The sequence below is a fragment of the Rhodospira trueperi genome (genome assembly GCF_900101965.1).
In the GTDB taxonomy this organism is placed as follows: Bacteria; Pseudomonadota; Alphaproteobacteria; order Rhodospirillales; family Rhodospirillaceae; genus Rhodospira; species Rhodospira trueperi.
Genome location: NZ_FNAP01000004.1, coordinates 121,678 through 136,592, shown reverse-complemented (window position 1 = coordinate 136,592; position 14,915 = coordinate 121,678). Strand labels below are relative to the sequence as shown.

Here is a 14,915-nt window from a genome sequence, read left to right as displayed (position 1 = left end):
TTTGCTGGTCCTGCAGTCGCACGGGCCGGACGCGCCCGCCTGGGTGCGCCGATGCGTGGCCAGCGTGCGGGCGTGGGCCGGGCGCGTCGGTGCGGACCACCGCCTTGAGGGCGACACCCTGTTCGACCGTCTACCGCCCGCGCTGGCGGCACGGGATGCGCGCGGGCCGGTGCGCGCCGATCTCGCCCGCCTGCTCTGGATCCGGGATGAACTGGCGAGCGGTCGCTGGGAGCGCGTGGCGTGGCTCGACGCCGACGTGTTCGTCTTCGCGCCGGATCGACTCGACCTGAGCACGGCGGGCACCCATGCCTTCGGCCGCGAGACCTGGGTCGAGGTCCGCCCGGACGGACGCGAGCCGCGTGTGCGCCGCCATGTTCACAACGCGGTGTGCGTGTTCGGCCCGGGCGATCCGGTGCTGCCGTTCCTGATCCACGTCGCGGGCGGTCTGCTGGCGCGCGCGGCACCCGGCCGAACGTCCCCGCAAATCATCGGCCCCAAGATGCTGACCCACCTGCACGGCGTCGCCGATTTCCCGCTGATCGAATCCGTCGGCATGGCCAGCCCGCCGGTGCTGCGCGATCTGGCGACCGGCGGCGGCCCGGCCTGGGACACGCTGCGACAGGCCCACGAGGCACCGTTGGCGGCGCTCAACCTGTGCGCCTCGCTGGTCGGCCGCACGGTGGACGGCGTGACGGTCACGGACGGCCTGTTGACGGCGGCGATGGACGGCCTGATGGACCGAATGGAACGCGGCGCGCCCGCCACGACAGGCCTGGAAACCCATCAGCCGTAAACGGCCTACGGCCGCTGGCCCCGCGCGAAGCGGGCCGACAGGTCGTCCAGAATCGCCGGCAGGTCGGCGGTGCTGTCGATCACCACATGGGCGCCCGCGCGGGCCAGCACACCCCGCGCCCGCTCGATCCGGGCGGCGCGCTCGGCCTCGGGCAGAGCCGCGAGGTCGGCCTCCGACAGGCCGGTCTCGTTGCCGCAGGCCGCGACCGCCACCACCCAGCAGCCGGCGTTGAGCCCTTCCTCGACGTCGGCCGGGGTGTCGCCGACCTTGACCACCGACTCGGGTGGGTAGACCGCCAACTCGGTCAGCACGCGCCACAGCAGGTAGGGGCCGGGCCGGCCGCGCGGCAGGTCACCGGCACACGCCAGCGCGTCGACCGTCAGGCCCTGCTCGGCCGCGCGGGCAAGGCAGATGTCCATGATGTCCCGCGTGTACCCGGTGGTGGAGCCGATCAGCAGCCCGCGCGCGCGGGCCGCCGCCACCGCCGCCGCCACGCCGGGGATGAGATCCGCATACTGTCCCACGGTGTCGATCTGGCGCGGCAGAAAGACGTCATAGAGTGCGTCCACATCGGCCTCGCCAAAGGGTCGGCCGTGGGCCGCGCGCCACGCGGCGGCCACGCGTGGCGCCGCACCGACGGCGGCGATGTGATCGCGCTTGGGCAGGCCCATGGGCGCGCGCGCCTCGGCTTCGGTGACCGGCACGCCGGCCTCGGCGAAGATGGCCTGGAAGACGGCCGCCGGCGCCCGGCAGCCGAAGTCGATCAGCGTGCCGGCCCAGTCGAACACGACGGCGCGCAACGGCCCCGTATAGGCGCGGGCATAGCGGAAGGTCATGGCAGGCTCACCCCCATCTCGGCGCAGGCCTCGGCAACGGCGGCCACGGCGGCGCGCATGTCGGCCGGCCAGACCTGCCCGATGCAGCCGACGCGGAAGGTCTCGGCCTCCGTCAGCTTGCCGGGGTACAGCACGAACCCGCGCCGCTTGACCGCCTCATAGAAGGCCGGGAAGTCGAACGCCGGATCGTCCGGGCACCGGAACGTGACGATGATCGGGCTCATCACATCCGGCTCCAGGAACGGCCGGATGCCGATCCCGGCCATGGCCTCCACCAGGGCGGCGCGGTTGGCCTCGTAGCGGGCGCCGCGCGCGGGCAGGCCGCCCTCGGCCTCGTAGGCGTCCAGCGCCGCCCGCAGGGCCACGACCACATGGGTCGGCGGGGTGAAACGCCATTGCCCCGTGGCCTCCATGTGGCGCCACTGGTCGGCTAGGTCGAGGCTGAGGGAATGGGCGTTGCCCGCCGCCGCCTCCAGCACATCGCGGCGCACCAGCGCCCAGCCGAAGCCGGGCACGCCCTCCAGGCACTTGTTGGCGGAGGCCACCACGGCGTCGAAGGGGATGCGCGCCGGGTCGAGGTCGAGCGCGCCGAAGCTGCTCATGGCGTCGATCAGCAGGCGGCGGCCGTGCCCAGCGACGACGCGGGCGATGGCCTCCACCGGGTTGAGAATGCCGGAACTGGTTTCGCAGTGGACCACGACGACATGCGTGATCGCCGGATCGGCGGCCAGCAGGGTGTCCACCTCCGCCGGGGTCGGGGGCAGATAGTCACCCTTGTCCAGAACCACCGGCGGCCGGCCCATGACCTGGAGCGTGCGGGTGATGCGCTTGCCGTAGGCGCCGTTCATCAGCACCAGCGCCTTGCCGTCCGGCGGCACCAGGGTGCCCAGCATGGCCTCGACCACGAAGCTGCCGGAGCCCTGCATCGGCACGCACTCGTAATCGGTGCCCGCCGGCCCCAGGATGGCCCGCAGGCGGCGGCGGATCTCGGCGGTGACAGCGCGGAAATCGTCGTCCCACGACCCCCAGTCGCGCAGCATGGCGGCCTTGACGGCGATGTCGGTGGTGGCGGGGCCGGGGGTCAGCAGCAGGGGATCACGCATCAAAGCTCTCTTCGGTATCGGTGGCTCTGTCAGCGCGGCCGCCCGCGCGGCCGGCACCATGCGACGGCGGTCCCATCCGGAGGCATGACCGTTTCTTGAAATTCGGGGCCGAACGCGCCCCCGCGCGCGGCATGCCCCTCCCTATGCCGCCTCCACAAACCCCGCCACCACGGTCTTGCGGCCGGCCTTTTCGAAGTCCACGGCCAGCTTGCCGCCGTCGTTGGACAGCACCCGGCCGTAGCCGAACTTCTGGTGAAACACGCGCTGGCCGACGGCGATGTCCGTGCCCTCGCCGGAGCGGTCGCGCGCCTTCCATGAGCCGGTGCCGGGAGACAGGCGCGTGCCGCCACCGCCTCCGCCATTCCCATTGCCGTTGAGCGAGCGCCGGGCGTGTCGCGTGCCCCAGCCGCCCGGCTCCTCGGCGAAGCCGGCGGTGACGGCGCCGTACAGGCCGGTATCGCTGGCCTTCTCGACGAAGTCGTCGGGCAGTTCGTCCACGAAGCGGCTGGGCAGCGACGCCTGCCAGTTGTTGTAGATGCGCCGGTTGGCGGCGAAGGAGACGAACGCCCGCTTACGCGCCCGCGTCAGGCCGACATAGGCCAGCCGGCGCTCCTCCTCCAGCGAGGCCTGCCCGCCCTCCTCCAGGGCACGGCGGTGGGGGAAAATGTCCTCCTCCCACCCCGGCAGGAACACGACGTCGAACTCCAGGCCCTTGGCGCCGTGCAGGGTCATCAGGGTCACCCCGGCGGCGGCCCCCTTGCTCTCGGTCTCCATCACCAGGGCGATGTGCTCCAGGAAGGCGTCCAGGCTCTCGAACTCGGCCACCGCGCCGACCAGTTCCTCCAGGTTCTCAACCCGGCCGGGGGCGTCGGGGCTCTTGTCGGCCTTCCACATGGCGGCGTAGCCGGACTCTTCCAGGATCGTGGCGCACAGCTCGGCCGGGGGCAGCCCGCCCACCAGCGCGCGCCAGCGGTCCACGTCGGCGACGAACGCGGCCAGCGCCTTTTTCGCCCGCGCCTTCAGGTCGTCGCCGTCCGACAGGTCACGGGCGGCGTTCAGCAGCGGCTTGCCCTCGGCCCGGGCATGCTTCTGCACAATCTGAAGGCTGGCCTCGCCCAAGCTGCGCTTGGGCGTGTTGACGATGCGTTCGAACGCCAGATCATCGTCCGGCTGCGCCACCAGCCGCAGGTAGGCCAGGGCATCGCGGATCTCCAGGCGCTCGTAGAAGCGCGGGCCACCGATGACCTGATAGGGCACACCGCAGGCCATCAAGCGGTCTTCGAACTCGCGCATTTGGAAGGTGGCGCGGACCAGAATCGCGGTGCCGGCGGCGGGCAGGCCCTCGTGCCCCAGAGCCTCGATCTCCTCCACCACCCAGCGCGCCTCGGCCTCGCCGTCCCACAGGCCGCGCACCTTGACCGGCGGCGCGTCGGGGTCGTCGGCGGTGGCTCCGGCGGCGATCAGGTCCTTGCCCAGACGGTCGGCGTTGTGGCGAATCAAGGCCGACGCGGCGCCCAGGATGGGCGGAGCGGAGCGATAGTTGCGCTCCAGGCGGATGACGGCCGCACCCGGATAGTCGGTCTCGAAGCGCAGGATGTTGCCAACCTCGGCGCCGCGCCACGAGTAGATCGACTGGTCGTCGTCGCCGACGCAGCACAGGTTCTTGTGCCGCGCCGCCAACAGGCGCAACCACAGGTACTGGGCGACGTTGGTGTCCTGGTACTCGTCCACCAGGATGTAGTCGAAGCGGGTCTGGTACTCTTCGGCGACGTCGGGGTGTTTTTGCAGGATCCCCAGGGTGTGCAACAGCAGATCCCCGAAATCGCAGGCGTTGAGTTCAAGAAGCCGCGCCTGATAGCGCGCATAAAGGTCCCCGGCGCGGCGGCCGGCGGCGCCCTTCACGTCGTCCTCGGGCACCCGGTCAGGGGTCAGGCCGCGATCCTTCCAGCGCTGGATGCGGCCCATCAGGCCCTTGGGCGGCTCGCGCTTGGGGTCAAGGCCGGCGTCGGTCATGAGTTGCTTGAGCAGGCGGAGCTGGTCGTCGGCATCCAGAATGGTGAACCCGTCGCGCAGCCCGGCCAGCCCGGCGTGACGACGCAGAATCTTCAGGCTCAGCGCGTGGAAGGTGCCGAGCCAGACGCTCTCGGATACCGGGCCGATCATGGACCCGAGTCGCTCCCGCATCTCGCGGGCCGCCCGGTTGGTGAAGGTCACCGCCAGCACCCGCCACGGCCGCGTCAGGCGCCGGTGCAGGATATAGGCGACGCGGGTGGTCAGCACCCGGGTCTTGCCGGTGCCGGCGCCGGACAGCACCAGGACCGGCCCCTCGGTCGTTTCGACAGCGTGGCGCTGCTCCGGGTTCAAACCGGTCAGCCAGGGCGGCGGTGGGGCATCCGCCGGGGCCGGCGCCGCGGCCGCGCCGGGGGCCGGGTCGTCCAACGGCTCGTCGGTCAGGTCGAACGGATCGGTCATGGCTCCCCCGGGGTTTGGGACCGCCCGGTTCGGGCGCGGCGGCGACATATGGTACGAATGCAGAACTGCTCCACTATATCGGGGCCAGCAGGGACGGGCAAGCACGGCCCGGGCCGGCGCATGGTGCGCGCTCCCTTCGGCAGGCGTCCGGAGGACAACCAAGCGCGGACCAGTTCTGAGCCGACAAGGGTGAGCGGACGTGGCATGAAGCCGTCCGGCCTTGATCTCGCCGGCCGTCTTGCTATGCCATGGTGGCCTTGCCCACACCTCTCCGCCGGACCCGCTGTCATGACCCCTTCGCCGACACCCCTGACGGACGCCGACCTGCCCGACGCCCTGGCCCTGAACAACGCCGCCGTGCCGCACGTCAACGCGCTGGATCTCGCGGCCCTCGACCGGTTGAGGGCGCTGTCGGCGGTGGCCGTCGCCTGCCGGAACGCGGATGGGGGCCTGGCCGGCTTCATGCTGGCCCTGCCGCCCGGCCTGGACCATGACAGCCCGAACTATCGCTGGGGATGCGCCAACCGGAGTCACCTGATCTATGTGGACCGGATCGTGGTCGCGCCGGACGCGCGCGGGCGGGGCATCGGCCGGGCGCTATACGATCCGGTGATTGCGGCCGCACGGCGCGAGGGGCATGGCCGCGTGCTGTGCGAGGTCAATGAGCGCCCGCCAAACCCGGGCTCCCTCGCGTTTCACAAGGCCCTCGACTTTCGCGAGATCGGCCGCGCGGATTATGGCCCTGGGGACAAGGCCGTCGTGTTCCTGGAGCATATCGCGACGGAACGAGAGTCTCCGCATGCTGGCGCGCGGCCCTGTCTGTCCGCCTCGGGAGAACCTTAGAGCGCATTGCGTGCGCTCCAAATCACGCAATGCGCTCTAATTATTTGATCTTGAAGCAAATCGTCGTCGCGATCCGTTTCGGATCGCTCGGGATGTGCTCTAAAACCGGTCTCCACCCCTGTGGAACGGCGGCCCGGCGGCACGTCGAGGGATCTCCAACAAGACCCCACCTGGCCATCGGTCGGTTGTTTTCGGTGGCGGGTCGGGACTCAGTCAGTCATCCGGTTCCGCATGGCTCCGATCAGCCTCGTCACCTGGAACCGGCGGAAACGTGATCGTGAAGGTCGACCCCTCGTTGGGCGCGCTCTGAAGCGAGACCCTTCCGCCGTGCAGGTCCATCATGGACCTGACCAGGGCGAGGCCCAGGCCGCTGCCCTCAATGTGCCGGGTCTCGGTGTTGATGGCCCGTTCGTAAGTGTGAAAGATGCGGGCCTGCTCCTCCAGCGCGATGCCGATGCCCGTGTCGCTCACGGCCACGCTCAGGCCTCCGTCGGCGTCTTGCTCGCAGGACACCGAGATGCGCCCGCCGCGCGGCGTGAATTTGATCGCGTTCGTCAGAACATTGATCAGGATCTGCTGGAACACCCGGCGGTCGGCAACCAGGGTGGGCGCCGACGCACAGCCCGCCACGGTCAAGGTCAGGCCGTGATTGGTCGCTCGCTCTCGGACCAGACGGCACGCCCCCTCGATCTCGGCGTTGATGTCCAGCGGTTCCGGGAACAACTCGAACCTGCCGGCCTCGATCTTGGCCAGATCGAGCAGGTCATTGATGATGTCGCGCAGCAGGCTGCCGCTGCCATGAATGTCCTCGGCATAGGTCCTGTACTTTGCCATGCCGATGGGGCCGAACATCTCGTCGCGCAGGATTTCCGAGAAGCCGATGATGGCGTTCAGGGGCGTGCGCAACTCGTGACTCATGGCGGCCAGGAACTCGGACTTGGCGCGATTGGCCAGTTCCGCCTCGCGCAGCGCGTCCTTCAACGCCTTCTGCACGGCGATGCGGTCGGTAATGTCGTTCAGCGTCAGGATGGTGGTGTCCGGCCCCAGCGGGGCACCGCGCAGTTCCACCGCGCGCGGCGGGCCGGAGGCCCGGCGCAGCCACCAGTGCGGCGGGCCGGAGGGGTCTTCCCCCCCGTCTTCCGGCGTTGCAACAGTGGCCCGGGTCAGAAAATCGTCCGGGGTGGCGCCGATCACGGTTTCGGAGTGGTGCCCGGTCGTTGTCAGAAAGGTGGGGTTGGCGGCCTGGATGCGATGGTTCCGGTCGGTGACCAGCATGGCTTCGGCGGTGTGCGCGAACACCGCCTCGGTCAGGCTGATCAGCCGCAGCCGCCCCTCCAGCCGGGCGCGCCGCATCGATTCCCGCATTAGAACCGCGCCGCCCAGACCCAGGGCCAACAGCGAGACGACGCTCCAGAACAGAAGCGAGCCGGTGCTCTCCAGCCACTGCCGTACCAGATCACCGCGCGCGACGGCCACCACCACGGCCACGGGATAGCGCGACGACAGGCGGAAGGTTGCGCTGCCGGCCGGAAGCATTCTGTTCGGGTCGGACAGCGTCTTTTGACCGACCTCAATGCCGTCCCGCGCCGCGTCGATCAGCGAAACGGAGCGGCCCCGCAGCACGGAGACCTCGGGATCCTCCGCGTCGAGAACCGTCGTGCCGTCCAGTCGCGTGATCCGCACCGCGCTGGCCACGCCGAATCGCGCGTCGTCAAGGATTCGCCGCAGGCTGGCGGGGTTCAGGGCGCCCACGACCAGAACCTCGGGCGTGGCCATCACCGCCACCGGAATGATGGTTCGGGGGGAAAGGTCCTCCGGCCCATCCACCAACGGGAGGAACCGGCCTGGGGTTTCCGGGCCAATGCGCAGCCCCCGAAACAGGCTGGTGTGAGACAGGGTGGCGCCCCCCTTTTCAATGTCGCACAGCCCGAGCCCGATGGGATTGATGCGGTGACCGCCGTCTTCGGGGACGCGCCCCACGCTGTCGAAGACAACGGCGCCGTTGCACCGGGCGATCATGATCTGGCGCAGATAGGGCGCGAACCGCAGGGACTGGTCTACCAGGATCGCCATGTCCTGACGGGCCTGGGGAGTCTCCAGTGACCCCACCGACCGGATCATGGTGGCGACGCCCAGCAGGGTCGTCTCCGTCGATTCCAGCGTGCGGGTGATGCTGTCCTCGACCAGATGGGCGGCCATCCGCGTCGTTTCGGCATACCGGGCCTCGGTCAACAGGAACGTGGCGTAGACGGCACCCACGAACAGCGCGATCACCGCCAGGGCGAACGCGGACAGCAGCACGGTTCGGTTGGGACGGCGCTTTGCGGCGTGGGCGATCGCGTTCCCGGGCGCGTCGGACGCCTTGACCTCACGTCTCCCCTCGTCTGACGCGCCATCACTCATCTCATTCGGTGGCCAGGATGGGCAGCAGGCCGTTGCGCTCCGCCACCGCCCGTAGGCGACCGTCGGCCTTCACGGCACGGACAAACATATTGACGCGCTCCAGCCACGCCGGTTCTCCCTTGGGCACGGCGTAGGCATAGGGCGTGGGAGCCAGCGGTTCCTCGGGCGCCAGCAGGCGCGCCCAGTCGGTCAGGTCGGCCATGCGCCGGCCATAGGGATAGTCCGTCATGAAGACATCGGCACGCCCGCTCATGACTTCCTGCTCGCGGGCCAGGAAGGCATCGACCACCGTCAGGTTGGCCCGTTTCAGATACGTGCGCATCACGGGTTCCATGTAGGTGCCCTTCTGGACCACCACGATGATACCGGGTTGGTCGATGTCGTCCCAGGTCTTGACGGTCGGATGCTCCAGGGACGTGACCGCATAGATGCCGCTGACCAGATACGGTTCGCTAAAATCCATGTGCTCCGCCCGGTCGGCGCGCACCCCGACGCCGTGCATGGCGATGTCGCAGCGATCCTCGGTCATGGACGCGACCAGTTCGGCGAACGAACTGTCCACCACCTCCAGGTCCGCCCCCAGATCGTCGGCGAAAGCCCGCGCCATGTCGATGTCGATGCCCTCCAGGTCGCCGGTGCGAGGATTGCGGAAGGTGATGAAGTAGTAGTCCGGCCAGATGCAGACCCGCAGCGTGCCGCTGGCCTCGATCCGGGCCAGACGGTCGTCGTCAGCGGCGCGGGCGGGTGGGGAAAGGCTCGCCACAAGGGTGAGCGCGATGAGCGCGATCACGAACAGCCCCGTCAACCGGACAGCACGGTCAGCGTCATGTCGCGGATTCGAGCCGAAGACAATCATGGCACCCCTCCCCTGTCTGACGATTTGGCGGCGTTTTGGCCACTCGAAGCGGCCGCTCAACGGCGCGTTGATCGCGATCACTCCAGTCTTCCGACGTCAGGCATCAAACGGTACAGCGGATCCCCATCGTCTTCAACGGCTCCGCCACCGGCCGGCGCCCCGGACTGCGGCGAACCCGCGCTCTTGGATGGCGATCAGGTTGCGCGTAGCATGGCGCCGCAACGGCGACGGCGACGGCGATGGAAACGTAGGGCAAGATGAGCGGACAGAACGGTTCAAGGAACTCCACCGAGCGCCGGCCCCTGACCTGGGGTCTGTTGCTGGCGGCCTGTGTCGTGGCCCTGGACCAAGCCACCAAGTACGCCGTGTTCCTGGGGCTGCGGCCGCCTTTCGGTGGTCTGGAGGTGACCGGCTTTTTCAACATCGTCACCATCTGGAATCCGGGTGTGAGCTTCGGCCTGCTCGCCAACGGCTCGCCGTGGACGCCGGTCCTGCTGATCGGGCTGGCCCTGGCGGTGGCGCTCGCGCTGGCGCTGTGGCTGCGCCGGGCCGACAGCCGGCTTCTGGTGGCGGCGCTGGGCCTCATCATCGGCGGCGCGCTCGGCAACGCCGTCGACCGCGCGCTGTACGGCGCCGTCATGGACTTTCTGGATGTCCATGTGGCCGGCTGGCACTGGCCCGCGTTCAACGTGGCCGACGCCGCCATCTCGGTGGGGGCCGCCCTGTTGCTGTGGGATACCTTGTTCGCGGGCAGAAAATCGCCTAAGACAGCGAACAACTGAGGACTTGGGTGGAGCTTGGGACAATGCGAGGCTGGATCGCCACGGGCGTCGCCGCCGGCCTGCTGGTCGGCCTGACGGGGTGCGACAACCCCAAGCGCGTGCTCGGCTTGGAGCGGCAGGCGCCCGACGAGTTCGCCGTGGTCACCCGCGCGCCGCTCAGTCTGCCGCCCGAGTATAGCCTGACGCCACCGAACCCCGGCGCGCCCCGCCCGCAGGAAGGCACGACGCGTGATCAGGCGCGTCGCGTCATCACCGGCGCGCCGGAGCAACCGGGCAGCGGTGGACAGGGTCTGCCCGGCGGCATCACCCCGGGGGAACGGGCATTGCTGACCCGGGCCGGCACCGATCAGGCCATTCCCGACATCCGGCGCGTTGTGGACGAGGAAACCAGCGCGCTGGCCGCCGAAAGCGAAGGCTTCGCCGACAGGCTGCTGTTCTGGCGCGAGCCGGTCCCCTACGGCACCGAAGTGGACGCGGCAGCGGAAAGCCGACGTCTGCGCGAGAATCAGGCGCTGGGCCGGCCACCAACCACTGGCGCCTCCCCGACCATCGAGCGGCGCCAGAAGGGCATCCTGGAAGGCCTGTTCTGACGGTTGCCCGTCGCCCGGCAAGGCCGACGCAGGGCAATCGGGTGAAAGGGTGTGCGGTCGCAAACACCCGGTGGATCGTGTGCCTTGTGGCGGAACGCCCCACCCTCTTTTCGTAAGGTAGGGCGGATTCGCCCCGCGCAGCGGGGCAATCCGCCGCGCGGCGATGATGCGGCGGGTTGCGCCTTCGGCGCGAACCCGCCCTACGGAGTCTCGCGGCTCGCCGACTGTGCCTTCACCCGATGGCCCTGAAGCCGATGGCCACGATCATGACACCTTCCGCCCCCCCTGTGGTGTCCTGACGGCAGTCGAGGTGGAGACGAGCCGATGTCCGACCTGACGCGACACGTCGAGCCGCTGGAGACCTACATGTGGGGCGTCGTCGGCGTCATGACCGCCCCAGTGTTCAGCGTCGTGTTCAGCGTCGTGTTCGGCGCCGTCGTGCTGGGTGCGTCGCTGACCTGATCCGCCAGCGCCCCCCTTGCCCCCCGGCCCGCATGGCCTATACTCCCCGCCCTTTCCAGGACTCGGGACACAAGGGCGCACGCGCATGAGCAAGACCACGGGCGACGTCAAGAAGGTGGTGCTGGCCTATTCGGGCGGGCTCGATACCTCGATCATCCTGCGCTGGCTGCAGGACACCTACGGCTGCGAGGTGGTGACCTTCACCGCCGACATCGGCCAGGGCGAGGAACTGGAGCCGGCCCGGAAGAAGGCCGAGATGATGGGGATCAAGGAGATCTTCATCGAGGACCTGACGGAGGAGTTCGTCCGCGACTTCGTCTTCCCCATGTTCCGCGCCAACACGCTGTACGAGGGCACCTATCTGCTGGGCACCTCCATCGCCCGGCCGCTGATCGGCAAGCGTCTGGTGGAGATCGCCCAGGAGACCGGCGCCGACGCCATCAGCCACGGCGCCACCGGCAAGGGCAACGATCAGGTCCGCTTCGAACTGACCGCCTATGCCCTGAAGCCGGACGTCAAGGTCATCGCGCCCTGGCGCGAGTGGGACCTGAACAGCCGCGCCAGCCTGATCGCCTACGCCGAGGCGCACCAGATCCCGGTGCCCAAGGACAAGCGCGGCGAGGCGCCCTATTCCATGGACGCCAACCTGCTGCACATCTCCTATGAGGGCAAGGCGCTGGAGGACCCGTGGGCCGAGCCGGACGACGACATGTTCCGCATGACCGTGAACCCGGAGCAGGCCCCGGACACGCCGGAGTATGTCGAGATCGACTTCGAGAAAGGCGATGCCGTGGCCGTCAACGGGGAACGGCTGTCCCCCGGCAAACTGCTGCGCCGGCTGAACGAGATCGGCGGCCGGCACGGCGTGGGCCGCGTTGATCTGGTGGAGAACCGCTTTGTCGGCATGAAGTCTCGGGGCGTGTACGAAACCCCGGGCGGCACGCTCCTGCTGGCGGCGCACCGGGCGGTGGAGTCCGTTACCCTCGACCGCGAGGCGCTTCACCTGAAGGACGAGATCATGCCGCGCTACGCCAAGCTGATCTACAACGGCTTCTGGTTCGCGCCGGAGCGCGAGGCGCTGCAGGCCCTGATCGACAAGACCCAGGAGCGGGTGACCGGCACCGCGCGGCTGAGGCTGTACAAGGGCAGCGCCATGGTGGTCGGCCGCAAGGCGCCGGTCAGCCTGTACAGCATGGAACACGTCACGTTCGAGGCCGACGACGTCTACGACCAGCACGACGCCGAGGGCTTCATCAAGCTGAATGCGCTCCGGCTGCGATTGGGGAACGCCTGATCGGGTCTGCGGATGATCCGTTTGCACGACGCCGCGTTCGGACGGGGGCGGGTGACCGACAGGCACCCGCCGCCCACCCACATCCCGGCGGCTGTCCTTCGGCCAGCCGCCCTCCAACGTGTCGCAGTTTCTTTCTCGTTCCCCACCATCCATCCGCCGCCCCGCCCCGAGTGAAAAGAGAGGCGCCGCCCCTTCATATGGCGCGCCTCCGCACTCCGCGCACTATATATGCCCCCTCTTCTCGCTCGGCGCTTCATTTGAGAGAACCGAAGCATCGTCAACCGACGAACCGGGTCGGGCGTGAGCGGCTGTCATCCAGGCCGGCCCACCCCGTCCCGGTGCGAACCGCGCTGGACGGAGCGCTGAAGATTCGTGCAGTGTAGTCCGTGACCGGCACAGGGAATCGTCGCGGCCATGGAGACCGTTACCGAACGGCACGGCACCTGCGCCGTGACCGTCAGTGAGCTTGACACCGGCGACGGCCGTCCGGTGGTGCTGATCAAGGTCAGCGGGGCGGGCACCTCGACGGATTTCGCCCACTGCCTGCGGCGCATCATGGCGCCGCGGTCGTGGCCCCGGCGGCTCATGGCTGTCGTGGACACGCGCGGCTCCGACCGCCAGACCGACGCCCACGGCCTGTTCCTGCAGGCCGGGATCCTCGCCCAGGCCCGCGTCAAGCGCCTTTTGTTGTGCTACATCAGCGACCGGGAGGCGGAGTCGGCCATTGTGCCGATGGTGGCCGAGATCTTTTGCCAGTCCGGCATCGCCGCCGACATACAGCTGTGCCGCACCCTGGAGGAGGCTCTGAAATGGCTCCAGGCCCGGCCGTGATTCTCGGCGACCTTGGCCGGGCGGCTTTCGATGAGGGCCCGTCATCACCCCCTTGGGCGCGTTCGAGCGGCGGTCAGGCGCGTCCAAGGGCTTGACGATCACCCGGCCAGGCCACGGCGCCGTTTCGGCAACCCGCCGCGGGCCGGCCGTCCGACGGAACGAACACCCCCCCCGTTCCACCGGACGGCCTTGCGCCTTACAAAGCCGTGGACCAGGGCGCGTTGGTCCACGGTATGTCCTTGTGCAGGATGCGTTCGACGAAGTTGCTGGAGCGCAGCCGGAAGGCGTCCGGCATGCCGCGTCCCAGCAGCGGACGCAGGTACATGCGGTAGGCGTCGGTGATGTCGTTGTCGGTGTCGGCGATGAACTCGTCCGGCATGACGCGGGTCTTGCCGGCCACGGCGGTCAAATCGGAGAGTTGATAATCCACTGAGTAGAAGCCGGTGCGGTGGATCGTCACCGATCCGGCCTTGGCGCCCCACATGGCATACTGCACCGCCTTCTCGCCGACCTCACGGGCCTCGCGCTGATCGACGTCGGACACGCAGCCGACGAACGAGCGTTGCAGATAGCCCAGGGTATCGCCGCGCACGCGCTTGATGCCGGCCTTGTCCTTGATGACCTGAACCAACAGGTCGGCCAGCGCCCCAGTGCCCGAGAGTTGAACGTTGCCGTGGGCGTCCTTTTCGACCTGTTTCGCCAATTGCACGATGATCGGGTTGCCGGAGTCGTCGTGGATGCCCTCGCTGACGGCCACCACGCAGCGCCCCAACCGGTCATGCACGGTCTTCACGTCGGACACGAAGCGATCAATCTCGAAGTCGCGCTCGGGCAGATAGATCAGGTGCGGGCCGTCATTGGTGAACTTCTTGCCCAGGGCCGAGGCGGCGGTCAGGAAGCCGGCATGACGCCCCATGACCACCCCGACGTAAACCCCTGGCAGGGCCGAGTTGTCCAGGTTGACGCCCGTGAAGGCCTGGGCGACGAAGCGGGCGGCGGAGGGAAAGCCCGGCGTGTGGTCGTTGATGACCAGGTCGTTGTCGATGGTCTTCGGGATGTGGATGCAGGACAGGTCGTAGTTGGCCTTCGCGGCCTCTTCGGACACGATTCGCACGGTGTCGGACGAATCGTTGCCGCCGACATAGAAGAAGTAGCCGATCTCGTGCGCCTGGAGGACGCGAAAGATCTCCTTGCAGTACTCCAGGTCCGGCTTGTCCCGGGTCGACCCCAGCGCGGAGGACGGCGTGTCCGCCACCATTTCAAGGTTATGCGTGGTCTCCTGGGTTAGATCGAGGAAGTCCTCGTTCACGATGCCGCGCACCCCGTGATAGGCGCCGTAGACGCGCTCGACTTCACGGAACTTGCGCGATTCCAGGACCGCGCCCACCAGCGATTGGTTGATGACGGCCGTCGGCCCGCCCCCCTGCGCCACCAACACCTTGCCATGGGTCATGGTCTCACCCTCCTGCTTGATTCTTTCCAGGTTATCGGCGTCGCCCCGAACGGGGCGGACCGTGGCTGTCATCCTGCGCCCCCGGCGCCTCTCGCGCAACCGCGAGCGGTCCCTCAAGGCCCCGATGCGCGGGGGGCTTGGCATGCTTGACACGTCCTGACCCGCTCACTATGGTGCCCGCGCTTCCGGCCCCCGCC

13 protein-coding genes are annotated in these 14,915 nt (G+C 68.8%); 7 read left to right on the top strand and 6 right to left on the bottom strand.

Annotation, left to right across the window (positions count from 1 at the left end):
• Window position 1: 1 nt before the first annotated feature.
• Complete coding sequence (locus BLS85_RS07165) at window positions 2–793, top strand: hypothetical protein (RefSeq protein WP_143027122.1); 792 nt, start codon at window positions 2–4, stop codon at window positions 791–793.
• A 5-nt stretch (window positions 794–798) separates the two neighbouring features.
• On the opposite strand, the gene phnX is transcribed toward BLS85_RS07165, so the two are convergent.
• The 3 genes from phnX to BLS85_RS07150 form a co-directional block, all read right to left on the bottom strand.
• Window positions 799–1,629, bottom strand: coding sequence for a phosphonoacetaldehyde hydrolase (phnX, locus tag BLS85_RS07160; RefSeq protein ID WP_092784412.1), 831 nt, complete (start codon window positions 1,627–1,629; stop codon window positions 799–801).
• Window positions 1,626–2,732: a 2-aminoethylphosphonate--pyruvate transaminase gene (locus BLS85_RS07155; protein WP_092784409.1), complete on the bottom strand. Its 1,107-nt coding sequence runs from the start codon at window positions 2,730–2,732 to the stop codon at window positions 1,626–1,628. Before BLS85_RS07155 ends, phnX begins: the two co-directional genes overlap by 4 nt.
• Before the next feature lie 141 nt (window positions 2,733–2,873).
• Window positions 2,874–5,204 carry an ATP-dependent helicase gene (locus BLS85_RS07150; RefSeq protein WP_092784406.1) on the bottom strand — a complete coding sequence of 777 codons (2,331 nt, stop codon included), beginning with the start codon at window positions 5,202–5,204 and terminating at the stop codon, window positions 2,874–2,876.
• A 288-nt stretch (window positions 5,205–5,492) separates the two neighbouring features.
• Here BLS85_RS07150 and BLS85_RS07145 point away from each other — a divergent pair, with 288 nt between their 5' ends.
• Entirely contained in the window at window positions 5,493–6,047 is a 555-nt protein-coding gene (locus BLS85_RS07145; protein ID WP_092784403.1) for a GNAT family N-acetyltransferase, read from the top strand.
• 213 nt (window positions 6,048–6,260) lie between these two features.
• On the opposite strand, the gene BLS85_RS07140 is transcribed toward BLS85_RS07145, so the two are convergent.
• Together BLS85_RS07140 and BLS85_RS07135 are read right to left on the bottom strand one after the other, a co-directional pair.
• On the bottom strand, window positions 6,261–8,450 hold the full coding sequence (locus tag BLS85_RS07140) for a sensor histidine kinase (RefSeq protein WP_092784399.1): 2,190 nt from the start codon (window positions 8,448–8,450) through the stop codon (window positions 6,261–6,263).
• Window position 8,451: 1 nt separating this feature from the next.
• Window positions 8,452–9,240 (bottom strand): ABC transporter substrate-binding protein, encoded by a 789-nt coding sequence (locus BLS85_RS07135; RefSeq protein ID WP_245699127.1) that lies wholly within the window; start codon window positions 9,238–9,240, stop codon window positions 8,452–8,454.
• 323 nt (window positions 9,241–9,563) lie between these two features.
• Between BLS85_RS07135 and lspA the strand changes: the two genes are divergently transcribed.
• The 5 genes from lspA to BLS85_RS07115 all read left to right on the top strand — a co-directional run bounded on the left by lspA (window position 9,564) and on the right by BLS85_RS07115 (window position 13,265).
• Complete coding sequence (gene lspA, locus BLS85_RS07130) at window positions 9,564–10,088, top strand: signal peptidase II (RefSeq protein WP_092784393.1); 525 nt, start codon at window positions 9,564–9,566, stop codon at window positions 10,086–10,088.
• 23 nt (window positions 10,089–10,111) lie between these two features.
• Window positions 10,112–10,678: a DUF3035 domain-containing protein gene (locus tag BLS85_RS07125; RefSeq protein WP_092784391.1), complete on the top strand. Its 567-nt coding sequence runs from the start codon at window positions 10,112–10,114 to the stop codon at window positions 10,676–10,678.
• Between the two features lie 324 nt (window positions 10,679–11,002).
• A complete protein-coding gene (locus tag BLS85_RS19055) occupies window positions 11,003–11,140 on the top strand; it encodes a hypothetical protein (RefSeq protein ID WP_176793459.1) in 138 nt (45 codons plus the stop codon).
• A gap of 85 nt (window positions 11,141–11,225) precedes the next feature.
• On the top strand, window positions 11,226–12,434 hold the full coding sequence (locus BLS85_RS07120; RefSeq protein ID WP_092784388.1) for an argininosuccinate synthase: 1,209 nt from the start codon (window positions 11,226–11,228) through the stop codon (window positions 12,432–12,434).
• Between the two features lie 414 nt (window positions 12,435–12,848).
• Window positions 12,849–13,265: a hypothetical protein gene (locus BLS85_RS07115; RefSeq protein ID WP_092784385.1), complete on the top strand. Its 417-nt coding sequence runs from the start codon at window positions 12,849–12,851 to the stop codon at window positions 13,263–13,265.
• Window positions 13,266–13,461: 196 nt separating this feature from the next.
• On the opposite strand, the gene BLS85_RS07110 is transcribed toward BLS85_RS07115, so the two are convergent.
• A complete protein-coding gene (locus BLS85_RS07110; RefSeq protein ID WP_092784781.1) occupies window positions 13,462–14,718 on the bottom strand; it encodes a 6-phosphofructokinase in 1,257 nt (418 codons plus the stop codon).
• Between the last annotated feature and the right edge of the window lie 197 nt (window positions 14,719–14,915).

Coding starts and splice junctions, on each gene's coding strand:
- BLS85_RS07125 (WP_092784391.1), top strand. CDS start 10,112: ATGCGAGGCTGGATCGCCACGGGCGTCGCCGCCGGCCTGCTGGTCGGC.
- BLS85_RS19055 (WP_176793459.1), top strand. CDS start 11,003: ATGTCCGACCTGACGCGACACGTCGAGCCGCTGGAGACCTACATGTGG.
- BLS85_RS07155 (WP_092784409.1), bottom strand. CDS start 2,732: ATGCGTGATCCCCTGCTGCTGACCCCCGGCCCCGCCACCACCGACATC.
- BLS85_RS07145 (WP_092784403.1), top strand. CDS start 5,493: ATGACCCCTTCGCCGACACCCCTGACGGACGCCGACCTGCCCGACGCC.
- BLS85_RS07140 (WP_092784399.1), bottom strand. CDS start 8,450: ATGAGTGATGGCGCGTCAGACGAGGGGAGACGTGAGGTCAAGGCGTCC.
- BLS85_RS07110 (WP_092784781.1), bottom strand. CDS start 14,718: ATGACCCATGGCAAGGTGTTGGTGGCGCAGGGGGGCGGGCCGACGGCC.
- lspA (WP_092784393.1), top strand. CDS start 9,564: ATGAGCGGACAGAACGGTTCAAGGAACTCCACCGAGCGCCGGCCCCTG.
- BLS85_RS07120 (WP_092784388.1), top strand. CDS start 11,226: ATGAGCAAGACCACGGGCGACGTCAAGAAGGTGGTGCTGGCCTATTCG.
- phnX (WP_092784412.1), bottom strand. CDS start 1,629: ATGACCTTCCGCTATGCCCGCGCCTATACGGGGCCGTTGCGCGCCGTC.
- BLS85_RS07150 (WP_092784406.1), bottom strand. CDS start 5,204: ATGACCGATCCGTTCGACCTGACCGACGAGCCGTTGGACGACCCGGCC.
- BLS85_RS07115 (WP_092784385.1), top strand. CDS start 12,849: ATGGAGACCGTTACCGAACGGCACGGCACCTGCGCCGTGACCGTCAGT.